The sequence below is a fragment of the Aeromonas sp. S19(2024) genome (genome assembly GCF_041402625.1).
Lineage (GTDB): Bacteria > Pseudomonadota > Gammaproteobacteria > Enterobacterales > Aeromonadaceae > Aeromonas > Aeromonas caviae.
Map to the genome: position 1 here is coordinate 384,953 of NZ_JBGLQU010000004.1, position 22,807 is coordinate 407,759.

Genomic DNA, 22,807 nt, shown 5'->3' on the forward strand with positions numbered 1-22,807 from the left:
AAGGCTCCTGTCAGGGGGATCATTGATCCGGTTGCGTGCTGATCTGGTTGGTGCTGGGGGGCTGGTTGCGCTGCGTCTCGTCCTCCAGACTGAGGTTGATCCTCTTGCAGTCGGCGGCGGCCGTGTCACCGCTCCCGAGATCGAAGCAGTTGCTCTGGGACCAGTCAAACTGCGTGTCATTCCAGTCCAGATTGAAGGTCAGCGCATCCACGGAGAAGGTCTGGCTCCCTTCGTCCTGTGCCAGGGCGCTACCGGTGATCAGAAAAAGAGAGAGCAACAAAGCCGTCGTTCTGTTCATGATGTCCTCGAGTCGTGTTCGGTGGAAATGAGTGTAATGCGGCGGGCTTAACCCGAGCATAACCGCAGATGTCCTTCAGGTGCGGGGTCGATTGTAGTGTTTTTCTGCTGCCGATTTGCACGTTTTGGTCGCACTCTGGGCAGCTGATCGTCCATCGGCGGGAATTCGGGGATTTGCCCTTCTCTCCGGGGGAGTGGTGACTATAATCGGCAGCCAACTTTTCCTGCAGATGTTTCCCGCTTCATCATGACTACACAGGCTTGCGCCGCATTGCGTTACCCCAAGGGATGGTTCGCCCTCACGACAGTCTACAGTTTTACCGGGCTGGCCATTCTGGCTTCCATTGTCTTCTCCCTGCTGCTGTTTCTCTCCATCGACGAAAACCCCCTGATGAAGTGGCTGTTCGGCGGGCTGGCCATCATCTTCGAGCTGGGCAAGTTCTACGTCTGGTACGAGTACGGCGAGTGCAAGGCGAGGCGGGATCTGGGCGGCGCCTTCTGGTCGCTGCTGTTCTACAGCGTGCTGGCCGCCATCTCCATCGGGGGCAGTATCGGCGGCATCAACAGCGCCACCAACACCATCCTGAGCCAGCAGGCGCGTCACGAGCGGGAGATAGCCCGTTTCGACGAGCAGATAGCCAGCATAGAGCGGCAGATCCAGCTCAACGAAGAGGCGGCACGCAAATACATCGAGATGGCGCGTATCTCGAGCGGCGTCAGCGGTCTGCAGCAGGCCAACACCAAGCTCAGGCTGCGTCAGGACGAGCTGCGCCAGGAGCGGGACGCCAAGCCGCTGGGGGAGCAGTCCTCCATGCTGGGGCTGATGAGCAGTCTGGCGGACGGGGTGGGCATGAGCATCGGCCAGGTGCAGTTCCTGCTGGTCTGCTTCCTGTCTATCCTGCTCGATGCGTTTGGTGCCTTTTTCGTCAGCCTGATCGGTGAGGAGAACCGCTTCCGCCGTCAATGGATGTGGCAACGGGAGAAGGCGCAAGCCGAGGCCCGGGTCGCAGTGCCGACCCCGGAGCCGCCAGCCATCAGCAGACCCATGCCCGAGCCAGCCGTGGTCGCCCAGGTGCGCGACGCGCTGGAGAGCGGCGAGCTCAAATGCAGCAAACGCAAGGTGGCAGAGGCATTGTCACTGTCTCTGGAGGAGGTGGACCGGGTGTTCCAGCATCTGCTGGCGCAGGGCGTGCTGGGGCAGGGCAGCAATCGTCACTACCATCTTCGTGCCGAGCAGGGGTGAATCCGGCTCAGTCGAACCAGATAAGACCCTCATAGGGTTGCTGTCTGAGAGAGGCGAGGCGGCTATCCAGGTTGCCTGCATGGATTTCCAGTCGGTGCCCGTCGGGATCCAGCAGATAGAGTGAATCCCCTTCGCTGCTGTTCTTCTTCCACTCCACGACGCCCGCCGCGCGCAGACGGGCGCAGAAGGCTGGAAACTGTTCAGGCGAGATGCCAAACGCGACATGGCTGTAATCTCTGGCCGGTTGGGGAGGATCGCAGGAGAGACAGAGCCAGAGATCGCCGAGGGTGAGATAGGCTCCCCGTGCCCATCTCACCCTGGGGCGACATCCCAGCAAGTCGACATAAAAGGCAACGCTGCTGTCGAGATCGCCGGTTGCCAGCGTGAGATGGTTCAGTCCATGCAGCATCTTCTCTTCTTCCCCCTTGTCCCCGAACCCTAGTGAGTGAGCACCATCATCAGGCTGAGGAAGGCGGCAAGCCCGCCGCCGATGCCGATGATCCAGTAAAAGCCCTTGGCCCCCTGTTTGAGCGGAATGCGGAAGTAGAGCAGAAACGCCCACCACCCCAGGGCCAGCAACAGAGGAATAAGAAACATTCGAGCCATGGTGTCCTCGCTGTTATTCTGTTGACCCTTGATCAATCAACAGGATGGATTGTGCAATGACGCAGCTACAGATTACCGCATTCGGCGACCCCTCGGTACTCAGGCTCAACCCTTCCCTGGACAAGGTGCCCGCGGAGGGAGAGGTCCGGGTGCGCATCTGCTTTTCGGGGGTCAACCCCATCGATGCCAAGACCCGGGCCGGTCTCGGCTGGGCGGCCGCCCAGAACAAGGACAACCTGCCCTGGACGCCGGGTTATGACGTCTCCGGCGTGGTGGAAAAGGTGGGGCCCGGCGTGACCTCCCTGGCCGAGGGGGATCAGGTGTGCGGCATGGTGGGTTTCCCCCTCGCCGCCGGTGCATATGCCGAATCCGTGGTGGCCCGCGAGGAGGAGCTGGTCAAGCTCGATGGGGTGAGCCTCAGGCAGGGAGCGGCCCTACCGCTGGCGGGTCTCACCGCCTGGCAGGGGCTGCTGGAGCACGGTGGCCTGCAGTCGGGGCAACGGGTACTGATCCTGGCCGGTGCCGGTGGCGTCGGCCACCTGGCGGTGCAGTTTGCCGCCGCCTATGGTGCCCACGTGGTTGCCACGGCAAGCGGCGACAATCACAGCTTCCTTCATAGTCTCGGGGCGAGCCGGATGGTGGATTACCACCAGGCCGGGTGGTGCACCGAAGCGATCACCGATGGTCCGTTCGATCTGGTGCTGGATCTGGTGGGGGGCGAGAGCGGCAAGGCGGCGCTGGCCTGCGTCAAGCCGGGCGGCCGTCTGGTGACGGTCCCCACCATCACGGCCCAGCAGATCAAGGACGCGGGGGCCGAGCTTGGCGTCGAGGTTGTCGGCATGCTGGTCCATCCCGATCGAACGCAGCTGACCCAGATGCTGACGCTGCTTCGCCAGGGGGAGGTGAAGATCACTGTCTCTGGTGAATACACGCTGGCAGAAGGGGCGCTGGCCCATCAGGCCATCGAGCAGGGCCATGTGCGCGGCAAGCTGTTGCTGCGCATGTCCGCCGCAGACGGCCAGCCCGGATGATAGACTTCACCGGGATGGGGCTGGGAGGGTTGTTTCTGAGCGCCTTCACCTCCGCCACCCTGTTGCCCGGCAGCTCGGAAGTGCTGCTGGGCGCCATGGCGGTCAAGGGGGAGTGGAGCATGACCAGCCTGCTTTTCTGGGCGACGCTGGGCAATACCCTGGGTTCCATGACCACCTGGTGGCTCGGCTGGCTCGCCACCCACAAGAAAAAACCGGAAGATTTTCAAGGCCGTGGGGAACAAAAAGCCCTTGGTTGGCTCAAACGTCATGGCCACTGGTGTCTGCTGCTTGCCTGGACGCCTGTGGTCGGCGATGGTCTCTGTCTGCTGGCTGGTTGGCTGCGCCTCTCCTTCTGGCGCTCACTCATCTTGATCGGGCTCGGCAAATTGCTTCGTTATGCCCTGGTGTTTCTACTGGCCAGTCAGATCTTCTAGCCCTTTTGTCACTCACGAGGTACCCGTGAACAAACTCATTCCATTAAGCATGCTGCTGGGCTTCTCCCTTCCCGTGCTGGCGGCCCCGACCCTGGTGTCCGAGCAGGTCAAGCAGGAGGGCAAGCTCGGCATTCCCTACCAGATGTACAAGCTGGACAACGGTTTGACCGTGATCCTGGCCCCCGACCACTCCGATCCCCTGGTGCATCTGGACGTCACCTATCACGTCGGCTCCTCCCGGGAAACCGTGGGCAAGTCGGGCTTTGCCCACTTCTTCGAGCACATGATGTTCCAGGGCTCCAAGCACGTTGGTGATCAGGAACACATGCGGATCATCAACGAGGCGGGCGGTGACATGAACGGCACCACCAACAAGGACCGTACCAACTACTACGAAACCGTGCCGGCCAACCAGCTGGAGAAGGTGCTCTGGCTGGAGGCGGATCGCATGGGCTTCCTGCTCGATGCGGTGAGCCAGAAGAAGTTCGAGATCCAGCGCGCCACCGTCAAGAACGAACGGGCCCAGCGTATCGACAACCAGCCTTATGGCCTGGTGGGCGAGCGGGTGGGGGAGGCACTCTATCCGCGCACCCACCCCTATTCCTGGCAACCCATCGGTTATGTGGAGGATCTCGACCGGGTCGACGTCAACGACCTCAAGCAGTTCTTCCTGCGCTGGTACGGTCCCAACAACGCGACCCTGACCCTGGGCGGCGACTTTGATACCAAGCAGGCGCTGGCCTGGATTGAGCAGTACTTCGGTTCCATCCCGCGCGGTCCGGATGTGGCAGAACCGACGCCCCAGCCTGCCACCCTGCCGGCAACCCGTTACGTGACGCTGGAAGACAAGGTGCATCTGCCGCTCCTGTATATCAGCTACCCGACCGTCTCCCTGGGTGACCCGCAGGAGCCGGCGCTGGACATCTTTGCCGATGTGCTGGGGGGTTCTGCCAGCTCCATGCTCTACCAGTCCCTGGTGAAAACCGGCAAGGCCATCGAGGCGGGTGCCTCCCACTCCTGCGAAGAGCTTGCCTGTACCCTGACGGTCTATGCCTACCCCAATCCGGCGGCGGATGGCAGCCTCAAGACCCTCAAGGGCGAGGTGGACAAGGTGATCGGCGAGTTCGCCCAGCGCGGCATCAAGCCCGCGGATCTGGAGAAGGCCATCAGCAGCTATCGCGCGTCCGCCATCTGGGGACTCGACAGCATCGAGGGCAAGGTCAGCCAGCTTGCCATGGGGCAGGTGCTGGCCCGGGATCCCGACTATGTGTTCAAGAATCTGGATGCCATCGCCCGGGTCAAGGGGTCTGACGTCAAGGCTGCCTACGACAAGTTCATCCAGAACAAGCCTGCCGTGGTGCTGAGCGTGGTGCCCAAGGGCAAGAGCGACTGGCAGGCCGCGACCCCGAACTTCACTCCCGCCAAGCGGGAGCTGCCGGATTACAGCAAGCATGACAAGGTGCTGGCCGAGCGGCCGGTGAAAGATGACTTCGATCGCAGCGTGCAGCCCAAGGCGGCCGATGCGGTGAGTGTCAAGGTGCCCGCCATCTGGCGTGGCAAGCTCGGCAAGGGGATCGAGATCATCGGCACCCACAGCGACGAGATCCCGGCCGTGTCCATCATGATCGCCCTGCCGGGTGGCATCCGGGCCGAAGGCAAGGGAGAGCTGGGGCTGGCGAGTCTTACCGCCGCCATGCTGGAGCAGGGGACGACGCGCCTCTCCGAGGCCGAGCTGAGCGACGAGCTGCAAAAACTCGGCGCCAGCATCAGCGTATCCAGCGCCCAGTACAACAACCTCATCACCATCAGCAGTCTGGCGGACAAGCTGCCCGAAACCCTGGCGCTGGTACGGGAAGTGCTGCTGCAACCCGGCCTGCGGGAAGCGGACTTCGAGCGGCTCAAGACCCAGATGCTGCAAGGCATGAAACAGAGCGAGCAGCAACCCGAGTGGCTGGCGGGTCAGGCGTTCCGCGAACTGGTCTATGGCAAGCAGAACCGCCTCGGCCAACCCTCTGACGGGGTGCTGGCGGACGTGGAGAAGCTGACCCTGGCGGATGTGAAGCGCTTCTATGAGGCCTATTACAATCCGACCAATGCCAAGGTGGTGGTGACAGGCGATGTGACCGCCCAGCAGGTGGAATCCGGTCTCGCCTTCCTGACCCAGTGGCAGGGGGCCGCCCCGACCCTCGGGGATCTCAAGCCCGGGGGAGAGCAGGCCAAGCCAGGCATCTATCTGGTGGACAAGCCGGGGGCCCCCCAGTCGGTGATCCGCATCGGCCGCCGCGCCATGGCGTTTGACACCACGGGAGACTATTTCATCGCCAACCTGATGAACTTCAACCTGGGTGGCAACTTCAACAGCCGCATCAACCTCAACCTGCGGGAAGACAAGGGCTACACCTATGGTGCCAGCTCGGGTTTCCAGGCCAACCGCGAGGCGGGTGTCTTCGCGACCGGCGCCAACGTGCGCACCGATGCGACCGTGGATGCCATCCGCCAGTTCCTCAAGGAGATGGACGGCTACCGCAAGAGCGGGCCTACCCCGGTGGAGCTGGCCTACATGCGCAGCGCCGTCTCCCAGCAGGATGCGCTCTCCTACGAGACCCTGGGGCAGAAGGCTGGCTTCCTGCTGCAGATGATCATGTACGACCTGAAGCCGGACTATGTGCAGGCCCAGAACAACCTGATCAAAACGGTGTCACCCGAGACGCTGAAGGCCAGTGCAGCCCGCTGGCTGGATCCGGCCGAGATGGTGATTGTGGTGGTGGGAGACAAGCAAAAGCTTGAAAAAACCCTGAGCGAGCTTCATCTTCCCATCTATCCACTGCAACTGCCCTGAGGGGCGTCGCAACAATAAGTGCCGCCCCGGGTGGGGCGGCCACACATGAGCCGTGAATATGACCACTACTAGCTTGTCTCTCACCGAGTTGCTGGCTGCGCTGGGCACCCCGGAACGGGTGACCGCCCTCAAGGGGATCCGGCGCGGGATCGAGCGCGAATGTCTGCGCATCACCCCCGAAGGGACCCTGGCCCAGACCGATCACCCCAGAAGCCTGGGGTCGGCCCTGACCCATGCCAACATCACTACCGATTACTCCGAGAGCCTGCTGGAGTTCATCACGCCGGCCACCGACTCCATCGAGAGCCTGATCGAGCAGCTCGGCGACATTCACCGCCACACCATTCATCATCTGGGAGAGGAGCGGATCTGGCCCCTCTCCATGCCCTGCTTCGTCGGTGACGAGGAGAGCATCCGCCTGGCCCAGTACGGCAGTTCCAACATCGGGCGGATGAAGACCCTCTATCGCCAGGGTCTGAAGAACCGCTACGGCAGCCTGATGCAGGTGATCGCCGGGGTGCACTTCAACTTCTCCATGCCGGACAGCTTCTGGTGCGAGTGGCAGGATCTGGTGGGAGAGGGCTGCTGCAGCCAGCGCTTCATCTCCGACAAGTACATGGGGCTTATTCGCAACGTCTACCGCTTCGGCTGGCTGGTGCCCTATCTGTTCGGCGCGTCTCCGGCCATCTGCGACTCCTTCCTCAAGGGGCGCAAGAGCAGCCTGCCGTTCCAGAAGACCGGCAAGGGCACCCTTTACCTGCCCTATGCCACGGCTCTGCGCCTGTCCGATCTCGGTTACACCAACAGCGCCCAGGCGGGGCTCAAGATCAGTCATGACAGCCTGCCCGCCTATGTGAGCAGCCTGCGCCGGGCCATCAACACCCATGATCCCGACTTCGCCAAGATAGGGGTCAAGGTGAACGGCGAGTACCGCCAGCTCAACGACAACGTGCTGCAGCTGGAGAACGAGCTCTACGCGCCGATCCGCCCCAAGCGCACCCCCCGCAGCGGCGAGAAGCCCTCGGATGCGCTGGAGCAGCGCGGCATCGAATACATCGAGCTGCGCACGGTGGACGTCAATCCTTTCACCCCGTTCGGTATCGAGGTGGATCAGATCCGCTTCTTCGATCTCTTCCTGGTCTGGTGCCTGTTGCGCCCGTCCCCCGAGCTCTCGGATGACGAGGTTGCCCGCAACCGCCGCAACCAGAACAAGGTGGTGCTGGAGGGGCGTCGCCCCGGCCTGACGCTTGAAGATGAGCAGGGCAACCCCATCGGCCTCAAGGAGTTCGGTCTCAAGCTGTTCGACGAGTTGGAGCAGGTGGCCGGGCTGCTGGATCGCTGCTGTGGTCGCAATCGCTACCGGGAGACGCTGGCGATGCACCGTGAGAAGCTGCTCGACCCCGAGCAGACCTACTCCGCCCGCCTGCTCAAGCAGTTGCTTTCAAGCGGCCAGGACAACGGCTGCTTCGGCGATGCGCTGGCGAGCCGCTACCGGGAAGAGATGCTGGCCGGCGAGCTGCAGTACTGGGACGAGGCCTACTTTGCTGGCGAGGCACGGGACTCCCTGGCCAAGCAGCGGGAGCGGGAACGCAGTGACAGCCTGTCGTTCGACGACTTCCTGGCTGACTATTTCGGTACCCGCCAGACCACGGCCTGAGGATGCCGCCAAGATGACGAAAGCCGCTCCCGGGAGCGGCTTTTTCATGGGAGCCCGGCGGTGGCCTGGCATAAAAAAACGGCCCGTTCGGGCCGTTTTACATGGGGTGGTTCACCGGTCAGAGGATGAGACCACCGAAGAAGAAGCCGAGCGCCACTGCCATGGCGATGGTGGCCACACCCGGGATGAAGAAGGGGTGGTTGAACACGGCCTTGCCGATGCGGGTGGAGCCGGTGTCGTCCATCTCGACCGCGGCCAGCAGGGTCGGGTAGGTCGGCAGTACGAACAGGGCGCTCACGGCGGCGAAGGAGGCGATGGCCGCCAGCGGGCTGACACCCAGTGCCAGGGCGGCAGGCATCAGGGCCTTGGTGGTGGCACCTTGCGAGTAGAGCAGCATGGAGGAGAAGAACAGCACCACGGCCAGCAGCCAGCTGTATTGGCTCAGCAGATCGCCGGCGAACGCCTGGATCTCGACCATGTTGCCCTTCACGAAGACGTTGCCCAGCCAGGCCACGCCCAGCACGCAGATACAGGCGGACATACCGGACTTGAAGGTCGGCATGTTGGTGATCTGGGCCGCGTCCAGTTTGCAGAACAGGACCATCAGGGTAGCGGCGGAGAGCATGATGCCCATGATGGCGCCATCGCGGGGGATCGGCGGGCTGCTGATGAGGCCGACGTTGCCGGAGATGGCGGTGGCATAGGCCATCACGGCCACGATGGAGGCGACGAAGATGCCGACGGAGAGCTTGGCATAAGGCTTGATCTCAACCTGGCTGGTACCGCGCAGCTTGATGAGTCCCTTGGCTTTGCGCTCCAGATAGACTTCGTCCTGATCCAGCGGCTTGCCCAGCAGGTTGGCGATGAAGGCCCCCAGCAGACAGGCGATGAAGCTGGACGGGATGCAGATGGCCAGCAGGGTCAGGTAGTCGACGCCAAGCGGCTCCAGCATGCCGGAGAAGGCGACCACGGCCGCCGAGATGGGGGAGGCGGTGATGGCAATCTGGGAGGCAACGACCGCGATGGAGAGCGGACGGGAGGGGCGAATGCCCTGCTCCTTGGCCACTTCGGCGATCACCGGCAGGGTGGAGAAGGCGGTGTGACCGGTACCGGCCAGCATGGTCATCAGGTAGGTGACGACCGGCGCGGCGAAGGTGATGTGCTTGGGATTCTTGCGCAGGGCTTTTTCGGCCAGGTGCACCAGATAATCCATCCCGCCAGCCAGCTGCATACAGGCAATGGCGCAGATGACGGACGCGATGATCATGATCACGTCCCACGGGAGATAGGTCACCAGCTGATCGCTCGGGATGGGCATGCCCAGCCCCCAGGTCAGTACCAGTACCCCAAGACCACCGGCAAAGCCGATACCTATACTGCCTATCCGGGCCCCCAGATAGATAGCGGCGAGCACGACAAGTAACTCGATTCCAATCATAGCGAACACTCCATTTTCCAGTTTTTTTAGGTTTTATTAGGCTGAAAAGCCAATTCCCGATGGGGCTGTGGAGAGACCGCTCGGGAATTGACTTTAAATGGGCCGGGATAACCCCGGCCCATCTGCTCGCTTATACGGTGGCTTCGCGGGTGTAACGCTTGGCTTTGTATTGCGGGTTCATCAGGTTCTCGATGGAGAGGATCTCGTCCAGCTGTTCGGCGGTCAGCAGGCCGCGTTCCAGCACGACTTCGCGGACGTTCTTGCCGGTCTGGGCACAGATCTTGCCGACGATATCGCCTTCATGGTGACCGATGAAGGGGTTCAGGTAGGTCACGATGCCGATGGAGTTCAGCACGTGGTTCATGCAGATGTCCGGGTTGGCGGTGATGCCTTCCACGCACTTCTCGCGCAGGGAGATGCAGGCTTTTTCCATCAGGCTCAGGGATTCGAACATGGCCTGACCAATCACCGGCTCCATGACGTTCAGCTGCAGCTGACCGGCCTCGGCGGCGAAGGTGATGGTGACGTCGTTGCCGAATACCTTGAAGCAGGACTGGTTGACCACTTCCGGAATGACCGGGTTGACCTTGGCCGGCATGATGGAGGAGCCAGCCTGCATTTCCGGCAGGTTGATCTCTTTGAGCGCGGTGCGCGGGCCGGAGGAGAGCAGACGCAGGTCATTACAGATCTTGGAGAGCTTCATGGCCAGGCGCTTGACCGCACCGTGCAGCATCACATAGGCGCCGCAGTCGGAGGTCGCTTCGATGAGGTCCTCTGCCGGCACGTAGGCACGACCGGTGATCTCGGCCAGACGCTTGATGGCAAGACCGGAGTACTCGGGCGGAGTGTTCAGACCGGTACCGATGGCGGTGGCGCCCAGGTTCACTTCCAGCAGCAGCTCCTGGCAACGCTTGATGGATTTGATCTCTTCACGCAGGGTGACGGCGAAGGCGTGGAACTCCTGACCCAGGGTCATGGGCACGGCGTCCTGCAACTGGGTACGGCCCATTTTCAGGATATGTTTGAATTCCTTGGCTTTGACATCGAAGGCGGCGATGAGGGCTTCCAGAGCGTGCAGGGTGGTGTCGGTGCTGTTGACCACGGCCACGCGGAAACCGGTGGGGTAGGCATCGTTGGTGGACTGGCACTTGTTGACGTGATCGTTGGGGTTGATGACGTCGTAGCGACCCTTTTCAAGTCCCATCAGCTCGAGGGCGATGTTGGCCAGCACTTCGTTGGTGTTCATGTTGACGGAGGTACCGGCGCCGCCCTGATAGACATCGACCGGGAACTGATCGAAGCACTTGCCGGTGTTCAGCATCAGGTCGCAGGCTTCGACAATCTTGTCTGCGATCTCGGGACGGATGGTGCCCAGCTCACCGTTGGCCAGTGCAGCCGCCTTCTTGGTCAGGACCATGCCACGAACAAACTCGGGAACGTCAGAAATCTTCTGAGTGCTGATCTTGAAGTTTTCAACAGCGCGCAGGGTGTGCACGCCGTAGTAGAGGTCGTTGGAAACTTCTTTGGTGCCCAGCAGGTCTTCTTCAATGCGGACGTTCTTGATGTCGCTCATTGTTATGCCTCAGAAATCAAATAAATGGAAACGATCCTCACCGAGTGGTCGCGATTTCCCTACGCACATTTCATCCTGAAGCACCACACATCGGGTGGGGCAGTTGGGAGCCAGTTGCTCCCTGTGCAATGACTGGTGTTGATGTTACCCCAATTGAGGTATCCGGTATTAGACCTGGATCACTAAATTTGAGGCAACCTCAAATTTCTTGTGGTCATTAAACAGATATTGCAATCGGGCGATTAACTTTGACAGAACAACCACCTCAATCCCAGTTGGGCGGACAAATATTTATCAGTATTCCGGGGCCTGCGGCAGGAGAGGCTTGAAAAATGATCAACCAGCCCCATTTTAATGTCAGAAGACCTGAACCCGGCGCGTCAGCATCAGCGATGTGCGGCTGCCGGCCGGACACCCCGGGTCCATTCATTCATCGCTCCGAGGTTAGTATGGGCAAGTTGTTACTGTTGTTGGTCGGGCTGGTATTGCTGGAGCTCACCGTCATGATCAAGGTGGGCTCCGTGATCGGGGCCTTGCCGACCGTTGGCTTGCTGGTGCTGACCGCCGTGCTGGGATCGTCGCTGGTGCGCAGCGAGGGGATCAAGACTCTGCTCACTGCCCAGCAGAAGATGCAGCTGGGGGAGATGCCCGGCCGCGAGGTGATGGGTGGCATGATGCTGGCGCTGGCGGGCTTGTTGCTGATTATCCCGGGATTTGTGAGCGATATTGTCGGCATCCTGCTGCTGCAGCCCTGGCTGCGCAACATGCTGGCCGACAAGCTGATTGGCAGCAATCAGTTCAGGATGCAGATGGGGGGCTTCCAAGCTCGCCAGCAGCCGTTCGAGCCGGGTCCCGGCGATGACAGGCCCGGACAATCCCCGCGAGGGGGTGGCAACACCATCGAAGGGGAGTTCGAACGCAAAGAGTAATCGCGAGCCTCGGGCTGTGCCGTCAGGATCTCCCCTGATGGCACAGCCGCTCGAATCTGTGGCGGGCATACCCCCATGCCAGCAATCCGGCGGCCAGGTTCGCCAGCAGCATCCCCAGATAGATCCCCTGTTCTCCCCCCAGTTTTGCCCCCAGCCAGGCCCCTGGCAGCAAGAAGACAAACAGTCTGATGCCGTTTATCAGCAGTGACACCGCCGATGCCCTGACGCCGTTGAGGGCCGAGGCCAGCAGCATCACCATGCCCTGAAAACCGTAGCCAATGGGGACCAGATGCAGATAGAGCACGATGAGTCGCACCACTTGCGGATGATCGCTGAACAGATCGGCGATGAAGGGGGCGAGAAGCCAGGTCAGCACGTAGACCCCAAGCTGGAACAGCAGGGCGAAGCGCATGCAGAGCAGCAGGGCGGCCTTGGCTCGGGCCGGATTCCCGGCGCCGCAGTTCTGCGAGATGAAGGGGGCCAGCACGGAAGAGAGCGCCATCATCACGATGAGCAGCAAGGCCTCGACCCGGGATGCCGCGCCGTAGGCGGCGACCACCTCGGTTCCGAGCCCGGCGAAAATGATCATCAACACGGCGTTGGCCAGTGGGTTGAGCATGTTGGTAAACGATGCGGGCACAGCCACATGGAGCAGGGCGCGCCAATGGGCCAACAGCTGAGGGCGGGGAGAGAGGCGCCAGGTCAGCAGCGTCTCCCGCTTGCGCAGCAGATGGAGGCTGACCAGCATGGCCATCAACCAGGAGAGGGAAGTGGCGATGGCGGCTCCCCGAATGCCCCACTCGGGGAAGGGGCCCGGCCCGAAGATGAGCAGAGGATCCAGCACGCCGTTGACCAGACCGGCGACCCCCATCACCAGACTGGGGGTCTTGGTATCCCCCGTGGTCCGGATGGCCGCATTGCCGACCATGGGCACGACCAGCATGGGGACGGTCAGATACCAGATGAGCATGTAATCGTGGATGAGGGAGATGAGCTCGGGGCTGGCCCCCAGCAGGGTGAACAGAGGGGTAATGGTCATTGCCCCCAGCCCGGCGAGCAGACTCACCAGGATGACGGCGAGGAACAGGCAGTCTGTGGTGATGCGGGCTGCCTCGTCGTGGCGACCCTGCCCCAGGGCATGACCGAGCAGGGCGCACAGGCCCGCGCCCAGCCCCATGGTCAGGGAGGTGACCACGAAGGTGACCGGGAAGGTGAAGCTGATGGCGGCCAGCGCCTGGGTACCCAGCATGCCGATGAAGAAGGTATCGACCAGGTTGAAGGCCAGGATGGCGATGATGCCCAGGATCATGGGGCCCGTCATGCGCAGCAGCATGGGCGTCATGGGAGCGGTCAGCATGGGATTGGGTCGGCTCAAGGCAGAGTCTCTAGGTGCTTTGGGCCTGAATGCTGGCCGTCTCCATCCGCCTTCCTGATTGGGGATGGGTGATCCATCGAAGGTGTTCATAGTACGTGAAAATATTTTTTTTGTATTTGCCCTTGAAGGGCTAGCCCTGTTGCCCCAGATCAGGGGCATGACAAATTTGGCCGATTGCGGCCATTCCTCAAGCAACACAGAGACTCATTTTGGGAGAGTTATCGATGAAAATTCGTCCACTGCACGACCGCGTCATCATCAAGCGCATCGAAGCTGAAGCCAAATCCGCTGGCGGCATCGTCTTGACTGGCACTGCGGCCCAGAAGTCCACCCGTGGTGAAGTTCTTGCCGTGGGGACTGGTCGAATTCTGGACAATGGGGATGTCAAAGCACTGGCCGTCAAGGTGGGTGACAAGGTGATCTTCAACGAAGGCTACGGCGTGAAGACCGAAAAGCTGGATGGCCAGGACGTACTGATCCTGTCCGAGACCGACATCCTGGCGATTGTCGAAGAGTAATCACCCTCCCTCTTTTCCCGAATTGATTTAAGGATTGAAGAACATGGCAGCTAAAGAAGTTAAGTTTGGCAACGAAGCTCGCATCAAAATGCTGGAAGGCGTCAACATCCTGGCCGATGCCGTCAAGGTGACCCTGGGCCCGAAAGGCCGCAACGTGGTGCTGGACAAGTCCTTCGGCGCCCCGACCATCACCAAGGATGGCGTCTCCGTTGCCCGTGAAATCGAACTGGAAGACAAGTTCCAGAACATGGGTGCCCAGATGGTCAAGGAAGTCGCTTCCAAGGCCAATGACGCCGCCGGTGACGGTACCACCACTGCCACCGTACTGGCTCAAGCCATCGTCAACGAAGGCCTGAAGGCCGTTGCCGCCGGCATGAACCCCATGGATCTGAAGCGTGGTATCGACAAGGCCGTTGTGGCTGCCGTTGCCGAGCTGCAAGCTCTGTCCACTCCCTGTGCCGACAACAATGCCATCGCCCAGGTAGGCACCATCTCCGCCAACTCCGACGAGAAGGTCGGCAAGCTGATTGCCGAAGCCATGGACAAGGTCGGCCGTGACGGCGTCATCACCGTGGAAGACGGTCAGGGCCTGGACGACGAACTGGCTGTGGTAGAAGGCATGCAGTTCGACCGCGGCTACCTCTCCCCTTACTTCGTGAACAAGCCGGAAACCGGCTCCGTCGAGCTGGATGACCCCTTCATCCTGCTGGTGGACAAGAAAGTCTCCAACATCCGCGAAATGCTGCCGGTGCTGGAAGGTGTGGCCAAGGCGGGCAAACCGCTGATCATCGTGGCCGAAGACGTGGAAGGCGAAGCGCTGGCGACCCTGGTGGTCAACACCATGCGTGGCATCGTGAAAGTGGCCGCCGTCAAGGCGCCGGGCTTCGGTGATCGCCGCAAGGCCATGCTGCAGGATATCGCCATCCTGACCGGTGGTACCGTGATCTCCGAAGAAGTGGGCATGGAGCTGGAAAAAGCGACCCTGGAAGATCTGGGCCGTGCCAAGCGCATCGTCATCACCAAAGAGAACACCACCATCATCGATGGCGTGGGTGATGCTGCCCTGATCGAAAGCCGCGTGGCCCAGATCCGTCAGCAGATCGAAGAGACCTCTTCCGATTACGACCGTGAGAAGCTGCAAGAGCGCGTGGCCAAGCTGGCCGGCGGTGTTGCCGTGATCAAGGTGGGTGCTGCCACTGAAGTTGAAATGAAAGAGAAGAAAGCCCGTGTTGACGATGCCCTGCACGCCACTCGCGCAGCCGTGGAAGAAGGCGTGGTTGCCGGTGGTGGTGTAGCGCTGGTGCGCGTTGCTGCCAAGCTGGCCTCCCTGCGTGGTGACAACGAAGACCAGAACGTCGGTATCAAGGTTGCCCTGCGCGCCATGGAAGCCCCGCTGCGTCAAATCGTCATCAACGCCGGCGAAGAAGCCTCCGTCATCGCCAATGCCGTGAAGAACGGTGAAGGCAACTACGGTTACAACGCCTACACCGAACAGTACGGCGACATGCTGGCCATGGGTATCCTGGATCCGACCAAGGTAACCCGTTCTGCCCTGCAGTTCGCCTCGTCCGTCGCTGGCCTGATGATCACCACAGAGTGCATGATCTCCGAGCTGCCGAAGAAAGATGCACCTGCCATGCCTGATATGGGTGGCATGGGCGGTATGGGTATGATGTAATCCCGTCAAGTCATCAAACGGCTCGCTTTTGCGGGCCGTTTTTTTTAGTGCTACTAAGCTGAAGTTGTTGATAGTGAAATGATCTGAGGTGAACATGCGATACTTAGGGCTTCTCCCGTTACTCCTTTCCCTGGCCTTGCCGGGCATGGCGCAGGCGACACCGCAGGGGCCGGTCATTCTCAAGGTGACGGGGAATCTGGACCCTGCCGACCCGGCAGATGGAGAGGTGCTGTTCGATATGGCCATGATCCAGGCGCTGCCGCAGCATGAGGTGGTGACGAGCAATCCCTGGGTGGACAAACCGCACAAATATGTGGGGCCGAAACTGGCGGACGTGCTGACTGAGGTGAAGGCCAACGGCAAGAGCATCACGCTCACCGCCCTGAACAGTTTCCAGATCCGGATCAACTGGGATAAGGTCAAGCAATACGATCCTATCCTGGCCTGGCAGGATGACGGGATGACCATGCGGGTACGTGACAAGGGGCCGCTCTGGTTTATCCTGCCACTGGATCAGCATCCCGAACTCAGGCGTTCCGAGTTCACCGACATGATGATCTGGCAACTGAGTGCGATCGACATTCAGCAGTAAAAACGGTGGTTTACGGGAGTACTGGGTGAAAGCGAAGACCAGGGCCTGGCCCTTACTCGGCGTTCTTTATCTATCCATTCTGTTGTTCACGGGTAGCACCCTCTATTGCCTGGTGCAGATACAAAATGCGACCCGGGTGATGGAGAAGTACACCTATGACGTCTCTTGGGCATTGATGCAGTTGCAGCTCGAGCTGGGCCGCTTTCTCAATGCCGTCGAGATTTACCACTATGGTGGCATAGACCAGGAAGCCCTGCTGCTCCGCTATGACATTCTCTGGAGTCGTACCCCCATCCTCCTGAGCGGCCAATTGAGAAAAAGCCTCGCGGACAATCCGAAGACGCTGCGGCTGGTGAAACTGACCGAAAGCAGTATCCGCAAGCTGGAGCCTGATTTGGTCAGGCTCAAACCGGGGACGCCGGATTACCAGCAAGTCATGATGACACTGGCGCCCTTGCAGGAACCCCTCTCTTACTCTCTTGCTTCTGTCATGCAGAACAACATCAACGTCTATACGGGCAACGACGCGCGTTTTGGCCAGTTGCGCAATGCCCTGTTGTTCATGGTGTCGGGGCTGGTGGTGTCCGTCATTCTGCTCAGCGGCCTGCTGGTGCGAGAAGCCAGGCGCCATTTCAGGACCGCTAGGATCGATCCCCTCACCGGGCTCGCCAACCGGCTGGCGCTGCTGGAAAAGATGGATGCCTATGTCACCCGTGACACCTCCTTCGGACTGGTGCTGGTCGACATCAACGACTTTCGTGATATCAACAGCAAGTTTGGCTACAACACAGGGGACCTCCTGCTGCAGGAGGTGGCAAAGCGGCTGCGCGCCCTGTGCGAAAACGGGGAGTGGGTGGCGCGTTTGGGGGGAGATCAGCTTGCCATGCTGCAACGGGAGGGGAGCGATCTTCGTCAGGTCAGGGAGCTCGTGGCCAGAGTGCTCCACTCCATCAAGCAAGACATCATCATCGACAACTACCCTTTCCGGCTTGAGGTCGGTATTGGTATCGCCTTCTTCCCGACCGACAGCAACCAGACCCAGGAGTTGCTCAGCCGGGCGGAGCAGGCCCTCTCTCACAGCCGCAAGACCCATGTTCCCTATGTCATCTATGACAGTTCCCTGCTCAACGAGACGGCCAGGCGCAAGCATCTTGCGTCTGACATGGTGATGGCGCTGGAGCACAATGCTCTCGAGCTCTATTACCAGCCCATCGTCAATCTGGAGAGTGGCCGCTGTGAAGCCGTGGAGGCGCTGCTGCGCTGGCGCCATCCCGAGCTTGGCTTTATTCCCCCCAACGAGGTGATCCAGGTGGCGGAAGAGTTCCAGCTGGCCGAGAAACTGGGTGGCTGGGTATTGAATACCGCATGTGAACAACTGCATCAGTGGCAGCACCTGGGTTTGGTGGACTTGCAGATGTGCGTGAATATCTCCCCGGGCATGTACCAGCGCAACCTGCTGAAGCTGGTGGCCAGAGCGCTGATGGAGCACCATATCCCTGCATCCAGCCTGGTGCTGGAGGTGACGGAAGACACCACCATGCGCGAGGTCAAGAACTCGCTGCAGTTGATGCAGGATCTCAGCCAGCAGGGGGTACATCTGGCCCTTGACGACTTCGGCACCGGCTACTCCTCCCTCAGCTATCTGCAGAAGCTGCCGGTGAGCAAGGTGAAGATAGACAGGTCCTTCATTCAGGGTATCGACACCTCCATCGAGGCGGCCGAACTGGTCGCCAACATCTGCCGTATGGGCTCCATGCTTGGCAAGAAACTGGTATGTGAAGGGATCGAGACCCAGGGGCAGCTCGATGTGCTGCGCTCATTGACCGACATACATCTGTATGGGCAGGGATATCTGTTCAGTCGCCCGGAGCATGCTGAAAAGGCCTATCAGACATTGCTGGAGATGGAAGAGCGCTGGTTGGCCCGGCGCTCGCCGGACAAGGCATATCTGCGTTGAACGATATGGCTCATGTCTCACCGGTCCCGGCCGATAGTCTCTTGGCAGGAGGTACACAATGGATATTTCTAGTTCTGCAAATGCGTCGTTCGGTTCTGCACTGATGGTGGCCAGCCTGGCCAAAAAGCAGCAGACCCAGGAAGGCGAATCCGCACTGAAACTGCTGGAAACAGCAGCGCAATCCGCTCCGGCAGCGCCGACATCGGCCAGCGCTTCCCTCGGAAGCAAGATCGATATCCGCGTCTGAGCGATAAAAAAGCCCCCATCTCTCGATGGGGGCTTTCTTTTTATTGGGCTGTTACCTGTCAGGCTCAGACCGGGAAAGGGGCCGGTGCCTCGAAGGTCATCCGCTCGCCGCTGCGGGGGTGGCTGATGGTCAGGCTGGCAGCATGAAGATAAAGGTGCGGTGCAGCCGTCAGCGTATCCGGGTTGGCGTAGAGGTTGTCGCCGAGGATGGGGTGACCCAGCTCCAGCATGTGTACCCGCAACTGATGGGAGCGACCGGTAATCGGGGTCAGCTTGATCAGGCTGTTGCCGTTCTCCACCTTCAGTTTTTGCCACAGGGTCAGGGCATGACGCCCCTCCTCAAAATCCACCTTCTGCTTCGGCCGGTTGGGCCAGTCGACGCAGAGCGGCAGATCCACTTCACCCGCATCCAGCGCCGGTTCACCCCACACCCAGGCGAGGTAGTGCTTCTCGGTCTCCCGCTCTCGGAATTGCCGGCTCAGCTCCCGGTGGGAGTTGGGGGTGAGCGGGATCACCAGCACGCCGGTAGTCGCCATGTCGAGGCGATGGGCAGCCGCCGCTTTGGGGTGCTGCTGCTTGACCCGATGGAGCACGCTGTCTTCATTCTCGGGGCCGCGTCCGGGGACGCTCAGCAGGCCAGTGGGCTTGTTGACCACCATGATGTCCTTGTCCTTGAACAGGATATCGAGCCAGGGTTCCAGGGGCGGTGAGTATACAAACATAGCGTCTCGCATCTTTGGTCAAAGCGGGGGCAAGCCCCCATTAGTTATGGATTACCACGATAAAAGTGCATGGCAGCCAACTCGCGTTGGGTTTGACCATTTCACCGTTTTATCAGTTATGGGTAACCACAATAAAGCGGATGGCATCCAGCTTGAGCTGGGTCTGGTCGATCAGGTGGTGCAATTCTGCCTGCAGATTGCGCAGATATTCCAGCTCGCTGTCGCGCACGTTCGGGTTGACCGCCTTGAGTGCCTCCAGCCTGTCCAGATCCTGTTGCAGGGTCTGCGCCATCTGGGCACGGGCCTTGTCGACAATCCCGGCCTTCAGCTCTTCGGCAATGACCTCGCCCTTGCCAATCAGGCCGTGGATCACCGGCTGGGATGCGGTAACCAGCTTGCTGCCAAGGTGGCGGTTGACCGGTGTCAGCTGGCGGTTGAAGGCATCAAACGCCACTTTCTCGCCCAGATTCTGGCCGTTCTTGTCCATCAGCAGGCGGATCGGTGTCGGCGGCATGAAGCGGTAGAGCTGGGGATGAGCCGCCGACTCGGCAACGAAGATAAGCTCCAGCAGGATGGACCCCACCGGCAGCGCCTTGTTCTTGAGCAGAGCCACCGAGGTGGCACCGATCTCGGAACCCAGGATCAGGTCGATACCGCCGCGCATCATGGGGTGATCCCAGGAGAGCAGCGCCATGTCATCCCGCGACAGGGCGGTGTTGCGATCGAAGGTGATGGTCATGCCGTCTTGCGGCAGGCCCGGGAAGCTCGGCACCAGCATGTGATCCCCGGGAGTCAGCACCAGCGCATTTTCACCACGATCATCCTGGTTGACGCCGATCTCGTCGAACATCTTGAGAGCGAAGGAGATCATGCCGGTGTCGTCATCTTCGGCGGCGAGCTTGTCGACCAGCTGCTGGGCGGCGGTGCCACCGCTGGAGTGGATTTCCAGCAGGCGATCGCGACCCTGTTCCAGTCGGGCCTTGAGCGGCTCATGCAGTTCGCGGGTCTTGACCAGCAGGGCGTCGAGGGGGCCCTGCTCGCCGGTGTTGGCGGCCAGCAGCTCGAACAGCTCGTCACGTACCGCTTCGAACACCGGGCGGGCCGTCGGGCAGGTCTGCTCGAATGCATCCAGACCATCGTGATACCAGAGCTGCAGGGCGCGCTGGGCAGTACCTTCCAGATAGGGGACGTGGATCTCGACGGTATTCTGCTGACCGATACGGTCCAGTCGGCCGATACGCTGTTCCAGCAGATCCGGATTGAGGGGCAGATCGAACAGCACCAGATGGCTGGCAAACTGGAAGTTGCGGCCTTCTGAGCCGATCTCGGAGCAGAGCAGCACCTGAGCGCCCCCCTCAGCTTGAGCGAAATAGGCGGAGGCCTTGTCCCGCTCGAGGATCGACATCCCTTCGTGGAACACGGCGCCACGGATCCCTTCACGGGTGCGCAGCGCCTCCTCCAGCGCGATGGCGGTGGCTGCTTCGGAGCAGATCACCAGCACCTTCTGCTGACGGGCTGATAGCAGCAGCTCCAGCAACCATTCGACGCGCGGGTCGAACTGGGTCCAGCTGGCGTTGTCGCCTTCGAACTGTTGGAAGATCTTCTCGGGATAGAGGTAGCACAAGGCGCGGGTCTGCAGATCGCCGCCATTGCCACCCATCATGCCCATCACCTTGATGGCGGTCTTGTACTGCTCCGGCAGCGGCATGGGGTAGACGTTGAGATGACGCTCCGGGAAGCCCTGAATATTGGCGCGGCTGTTGCGGAACAGCACCCGGCCGGTGCCGTGTTGGTCCAGCAGCTTGGCGACCGCTTGCTTACGGGCAGTCGCATCGCTCAAGTCCAGCCCTTCCAGCTGGCTGGCGAGGATTTGTTTGGCTTCATTGCTCAGGGTCTCGCCATCCAGCAGCTCTTGCGCCGCGCTGGCGACCTGACCGTAGGCCTGCTCCTCGGCGAGGAAGGCCTCGTAGTCGTAGAAACGCTCGGGGTCGAGCAGGCGCAGACGGGCAAAGTGGCTCTGGTGGCCCAGCTGATCCGGGGTCGCGGTCAGCAGCAGCACGCCCGGCACCTGTTCGGCCAGCGCTTCCACCATTTCATAGGCACGGCTCGGCGCCTCTTCGCTCCACTCCAGATGGTGCGCTTCATCGACAACCAGCAGATCCCACTCGGCTTCCAGTACCTGCTCGAAGCGACGACGCTTCTTGCGCAGGAAGTCGAGGCTGCAGATCACCAGCTGTTCGGTCTCGAAGGGGTTCTCCGCATCGGCGAACGCCTCGATGCAGCGCTCCTCGTCAAACAGGGAGAAGTGCAGGTTGAAACGGCGCAGCATCTCGACCAGCCACTGGTGCTGGAGCGTTTCGGGCAGCAGGATCAGCACCCGATGGGCGCGGCCGGAGAGCAACTGCTGGTGAATGATCATGCCCGCTTCTATGGTCTTGCCCAGACCCACCTCGTCTGCCAGCAATACGCGCGGGGCGTAGCGGTGACCCACTTCATGGGCGATGTAGAGCTGGTGCGGGATCAGACTGACTTTCCCGCCAGCCAGGCCGCGAGTCGGGTTGCGGCGACGCTGGTGCTGGTTGACCAGCGCTTCGTAGCGCAGGGTAAAGCGGGACATCCGGTCAATCTGGCCGGCGAACAGGCGATCCTGCGGCTTGTTGAACTTGATGAAGTTGTTGAGAAACACTTCCTTGAGGGCAATCGGCTCACCATTGTCGGTGCGAACACCTACATATATAAGCAGGCCATCTTTCTCCTGCACTTCATCGACTGTCATGGTCCAGTCTTCGTGGCTGGCTATCTGATCGCCCACATTGAAGCTGACCCGGGTGACCGGTGCCTCTTCTTTGGCATACATGCGGTTTTCACCGGTAGCCGGAAACAACAGGGTAACCATGCGTCCTTCAACAGCAACGACAGTCCCCAATCCCAGATCCGTCTCTGTATCACTAATCCAACGCTGGCCAAGTGCAAAAGGCATTAAACTCTCCAAAGCCCAAGAGTGTGAGAATCGCAAAGGGGCGCTATGTTACCCGAAGGCGGAAAGCCGATCATCATGGTTGTGCAGCAGGGGAAAGCCAAATCGATACAAGCTTGATCTGCCAACCTGCCAACCTGCCAGCCTCAATACAGCATCCGGAATACCAATCTGCAGATCCTTTTCGTGCATTAATTCATCACTGCGGTCGCTTTGTAATCGGTTGAACGATGAAAGCCATCTTTTTGCAATTATCTCCTTGCCAGAACGAATTCGCTCCCTATAATGCGCCTCCATCGACAGGGCAAGCGGCAACGCAAACAAGCCGGTCGGTAGCCTCGAAAAGCCTGTAAAAATAAGGCTTGACTCGAGAAGGCGGTTGAGTAGAATGCCACTCCCGCAGCAGCCAAAAGCTGCATCGCTCTTTAACAATTTGAATCAAGCAATCTGTGTGGGCACTCGCAGCATCGAGCATCAAAAACAATTTTTGATATCAATGTCTGATGAAGTGACCAAAGCAACGAAAGTTGCAGCAGTTAATTCAGCAATTCATTGAGCCGCCAACTCCTTGGTAACAAAGAGTGGCAACCAAACTTAAATTGAAGAGTTTGATCATGGCTCAGATTGAACGCTGGCGGCAGGCCTAACACATGCAAGTCGAGCGGCAGCGGGAAAGTAGCTTGCTACTTTTGCCG

At 60.5% G+C, this 22,807-nt stretch carries 20 protein-coding genes and 1 rRNA gene; 12 read left to right on the top strand and 9 right to left on the bottom strand.

Annotated elements, in window-relative coordinates; all coding sequences use genetic code 11:
* Nucleotides 1-19: 19 nt before the first annotated feature.
* Nucleotides 20-298, bottom strand: coding sequence for a hypothetical protein (locus ACB037_RS11420; protein WP_174722078.1), 279 nt, complete (start codon nt 296-298; stop codon nt 20-22).
* A 246-nt stretch (nt 299-544) separates the two neighbouring features.
* Here ACB037_RS11420 and ACB037_RS11425 point away from each other — a divergent pair, with 246 nt between their 5' ends.
* A complete protein-coding gene (locus ACB037_RS11425) occupies nt 545-1,540 on the top strand; it encodes a hypothetical protein (RefSeq protein WP_045523277.1) in 996 nt (331 codons plus the stop codon).
* Between the two features lie 7 nt (nt 1,541-1,547).
* Here ACB037_RS11425 and fos read toward each other — a convergent pair whose 3' ends face one another.
* Both fos and ACB037_RS11435 read right to left on the bottom strand, forming a co-directional pair.
* The gene (gene fos / locus ACB037_RS11430; RefSeq protein ID WP_039040005.1) at nt 1,548-1,949 is read right to left on the bottom strand and encodes a fosfomycin resistance glutathione transferase; all 402 of its coding nucleotides are present in this window, start codon (nt 1,947-1,949) and stop codon (nt 1,548-1,550) included.
* A gap of 29 nt (nt 1,950-1,978) precedes the next feature.
* The gene (locus ACB037_RS11435; RefSeq protein ID WP_005308905.1) at nt 1,979-2,146 is read right to left on the bottom strand and encodes a hypothetical protein; all 168 of its coding nucleotides are present in this window, start codon (nt 2,144-2,146) and stop codon (nt 1,979-1,981) included.
* Nucleotides 2,147-2,202: 56 nt separating this feature from the next.
* Here ACB037_RS11435 and ACB037_RS11440 point away from each other — a divergent pair, with 56 nt between their 5' ends.
* The 4 genes from ACB037_RS11440 to gshA are packed head-to-tail and all read left to right on the top strand — an operon-like array spanning nt 2,203 to nt 8,107.
* Nucleotides 2,203-3,177, top strand: coding sequence for an NADP-dependent oxidoreductase (locus tag ACB037_RS11440; protein ID WP_202044606.1), 975 nt, complete (start codon nt 2,203-2,205; stop codon nt 3,175-3,177).
* Nucleotides 3,174-3,611: a YqaA family protein gene (locus ACB037_RS11445; RefSeq protein ID WP_029313803.1), complete on the top strand. Its 438-nt coding sequence runs from the start codon at nt 3,174-3,176 to the stop codon at nt 3,609-3,611. Before ACB037_RS11440 ends, ACB037_RS11445 begins: the two co-directional genes overlap by 4 nt.
* A gap of 25 nt (nt 3,612-3,636) precedes the next feature.
* Nucleotides 3,637-6,450, top strand: coding sequence for a M16 family metallopeptidase (locus ACB037_RS11450; RefSeq protein WP_371175343.1), 2,814 nt, complete (start codon nt 3,637-3,639; stop codon nt 6,448-6,450).
* 58 nt (nt 6,451-6,508) lie between these two features.
* A complete protein-coding gene (gene gshA / locus ACB037_RS11455; RefSeq protein ID WP_371175344.1) occupies nt 6,509-8,107 on the top strand; it encodes a glutamate--cysteine ligase in 1,599 nt (532 codons plus the stop codon).
* Nucleotides 8,108-8,225: 118 nt separating this feature from the next.
* Here the strand turns inward: gshA and ACB037_RS11460 are convergent, their stop codons facing one another.
* Nucleotides 8,226-9,545 (bottom strand): anaerobic C4-dicarboxylate transporter, encoded by a 1,320-nt coding sequence (locus ACB037_RS11460; RefSeq protein WP_041210978.1) that lies wholly within the window; start codon nt 9,543-9,545, stop codon nt 8,226-8,228.
* A gap of 130 nt (nt 9,546-9,675) precedes the next feature.
* Nucleotides 9,676-11,118 carry an aspartate ammonia-lyase gene (gene aspA / locus ACB037_RS11465; protein WP_010673133.1) on the bottom strand — a complete coding sequence of 481 codons (1,443 nt, stop codon included), beginning with the start codon at nt 11,116-11,118 and terminating at the stop codon, nt 9,676-9,678.
* A gap of 449 nt (nt 11,119-11,567) precedes the next feature.
* On the opposite strand from aspA, the gene ACB037_RS11470 reads away from it, so the two are divergent.
* Entirely contained in the window at nt 11,568-12,047 is a 480-nt protein-coding gene (locus tag ACB037_RS11470; protein WP_039040009.1) for an FxsA family protein, read from the top strand.
* Between the two features lie 22 nt (nt 12,048-12,069).
* Here ACB037_RS11470 and ACB037_RS11475 read toward each other — a convergent pair whose 3' ends face one another.
* The gene (locus ACB037_RS11475) at nt 12,070-13,404 is read right to left on the bottom strand and encodes an MATE family efflux transporter (protein ID WP_223919970.1); all 1,335 of its coding nucleotides are present in this window, start codon (nt 13,402-13,404) and stop codon (nt 12,070-12,072) included.
* A gap of 242 nt (nt 13,405-13,646) precedes the next feature.
* Between ACB037_RS11475 and ACB037_RS11480 the strand changes: the two genes are divergently transcribed.
* The 5 genes from ACB037_RS11480 (at nt 13,647) to ACB037_RS11500 (ending at nt 18,414) form a co-directional block, all read left to right on the top strand.
* Nucleotides 13,647-13,940, top strand: a complete 294-nt coding sequence (locus tag ACB037_RS11480) for a co-chaperone GroES (protein ID WP_005309514.1) — start codon at nt 13,647-13,649, stop codon at nt 13,938-13,940.
* Between the two features lie 43 nt (nt 13,941-13,983).
* The gene (groL, locus tag ACB037_RS11485; protein ID WP_010673136.1) at nt 13,984-15,618 is read left to right on the top strand and encodes a chaperonin GroEL; all 1,635 of its coding nucleotides are present in this window, start codon (nt 13,984-13,986) and stop codon (nt 15,616-15,618) included.
* Between the two features lie 94 nt (nt 15,619-15,712).
* Nucleotides 15,713-16,210, top strand: coding sequence for a molybdopterin-binding oxidoreductase (locus ACB037_RS11490; protein ID WP_029313815.1), 498 nt, complete (start codon nt 15,713-15,715; stop codon nt 16,208-16,210).
* Nucleotides 16,211-16,235: 25 nt separating this feature from the next.
* Nucleotides 16,236-18,167 (top strand): bifunctional diguanylate cyclase/phosphodiesterase, encoded by a 1,932-nt coding sequence (locus ACB037_RS11495; protein ID WP_029313817.1) that lies wholly within the window; start codon nt 16,236-16,238, stop codon nt 18,165-18,167.
* Between the two features lie 58 nt (nt 18,168-18,225).
* Nucleotides 18,226-18,414, top strand: coding sequence for a hypothetical protein (locus ACB037_RS11500; protein WP_010673139.1), 189 nt, complete (start codon nt 18,226-18,228; stop codon nt 18,412-18,414).
* Nucleotides 18,415-18,478: 64 nt separating this feature from the next.
* On the opposite strand, the gene rluA is transcribed toward ACB037_RS11500, so the two are convergent.
* The 3 genes from rluA to ACB037_RS11515 all read right to left on the bottom strand — a co-directional run bounded on the left by rluA (nt 18,479) and on the right by ACB037_RS11515 (nt 22,544).
* The gene (gene rluA / locus ACB037_RS11505) at nt 18,479-19,135 is read right to left on the bottom strand and encodes a bifunctional tRNA pseudouridine(32) synthase/23S rRNA pseudouridine(746) synthase RluA (RefSeq protein ID WP_371175345.1); all 657 of its coding nucleotides are present in this window, start codon (nt 19,133-19,135) and stop codon (nt 18,479-18,481) included.
* 112 nt (nt 19,136-19,247) lie between these two features.
* The gene (rapA, locus tag ACB037_RS11510; protein ID WP_323951055.1) at nt 19,248-22,115 is read right to left on the bottom strand and encodes an RNA polymerase-associated protein RapA; all 2,868 of its coding nucleotides are present in this window, start codon (nt 22,113-22,115) and stop codon (nt 19,248-19,250) included.
* Nucleotides 22,116-22,163: 48 nt separating this feature from the next.
* Complete coding sequence (locus tag ACB037_RS11515) at nt 22,164-22,544, bottom strand: hypothetical protein (RefSeq protein WP_371175346.1); 381 nt, start codon at nt 22,542-22,544, stop codon at nt 22,164-22,166.
* A gap of 164 nt (nt 22,545-22,708) precedes the next feature.
* Here ACB037_RS11515 and ACB037_RS11520 point away from each other — a divergent pair.
* Nucleotides 22,709-22,807: ribosomal RNA gene (locus ACB037_RS11520) — 16S ribosomal RNA — on the top strand; the annotation flags it as partial.

Coding starts and splice junctions, on each gene's coding strand:
- ACB037_RS11420 (WP_174722078.1), bottom strand. CDS start 298: ATGAACAGAACGACGGCTTTGTTGCTCTCTCTTTTTCTGATCACCGGT.
- ACB037_RS11425 (WP_045523277.1), top strand. CDS start 545: ATGACTACACAGGCTTGCGCCGCATTGCGTTACCCCAAGGGATGGTTC.
- fos (WP_039040005.1), bottom strand. CDS start 1,949: ATGCTGCATGGACTGAACCATCTCACGCTGGCAACCGGCGATCTCGAC.
- ACB037_RS11435 (WP_005308905.1), bottom strand. CDS start 2,146: ATGGCTCGAATGTTTCTTATTCCTCTGTTGCTGGCCCTGGGGTGGTGG.
- ACB037_RS11440 (WP_202044606.1), top strand. CDS start 2,203: ATGACGCAGCTACAGATTACCGCATTCGGCGACCCCTCGGTACTCAGG.
- ACB037_RS11445 (WP_029313803.1), top strand. CDS start 3,174: ATGATAGACTTCACCGGGATGGGGCTGGGAGGGTTGTTTCTGAGCGCC.
- gshA (WP_371175344.1), top strand. CDS start 6,509: ATGACCACTACTAGCTTGTCTCTCACCGAGTTGCTGGCTGCGCTGGGC.
- ACB037_RS11460 (WP_041210978.1), bottom strand. CDS start 9,545: ATGATTGGAATCGAGTTACTTGTCGTGCTCGCCGCTATCTATCTGGGG.
- aspA (WP_010673133.1), bottom strand. CDS start 11,118: ATGAGCGACATCAAGAACGTCCGCATTGAAGAAGACCTGCTGGGCACC.
- ACB037_RS11470 (WP_039040009.1), top strand. CDS start 11,568: ATGGGCAAGTTGTTACTGTTGTTGGTCGGGCTGGTATTGCTGGAGCTC.
- ACB037_RS11475 (WP_223919970.1), bottom strand. CDS start 13,404: ATGCTGACCGCTCCCATGACGCCCATGCTGCTGCGCATGACGGGCCCC.
- ACB037_RS11480 (WP_005309514.1), top strand. CDS start 13,647: ATGAAAATTCGTCCACTGCACGACCGCGTCATCATCAAGCGCATCGAA.
- groL (WP_010673136.1), top strand. CDS start 13,984: ATGGCAGCTAAAGAAGTTAAGTTTGGCAACGAAGCTCGCATCAAAATG.
- ACB037_RS11490 (WP_029313815.1), top strand. CDS start 15,713: ATGCGATACTTAGGGCTTCTCCCGTTACTCCTTTCCCTGGCCTTGCCG.
- ACB037_RS11500 (WP_010673139.1), top strand. CDS start 18,226: ATGGATATTTCTAGTTCTGCAAATGCGTCGTTCGGTTCTGCACTGATG.
- rluA (WP_371175345.1), bottom strand. CDS start 19,135: ATGTTTGTATACTCACCGCCCCTGGAACCCTGGCTCGATATCCTGTTC.
- rapA (WP_323951055.1), bottom strand. CDS start 22,115: ATGCCTTTTGCACTTGGCCAGCGTTGGATTAGTGATACAGAGACGGAT.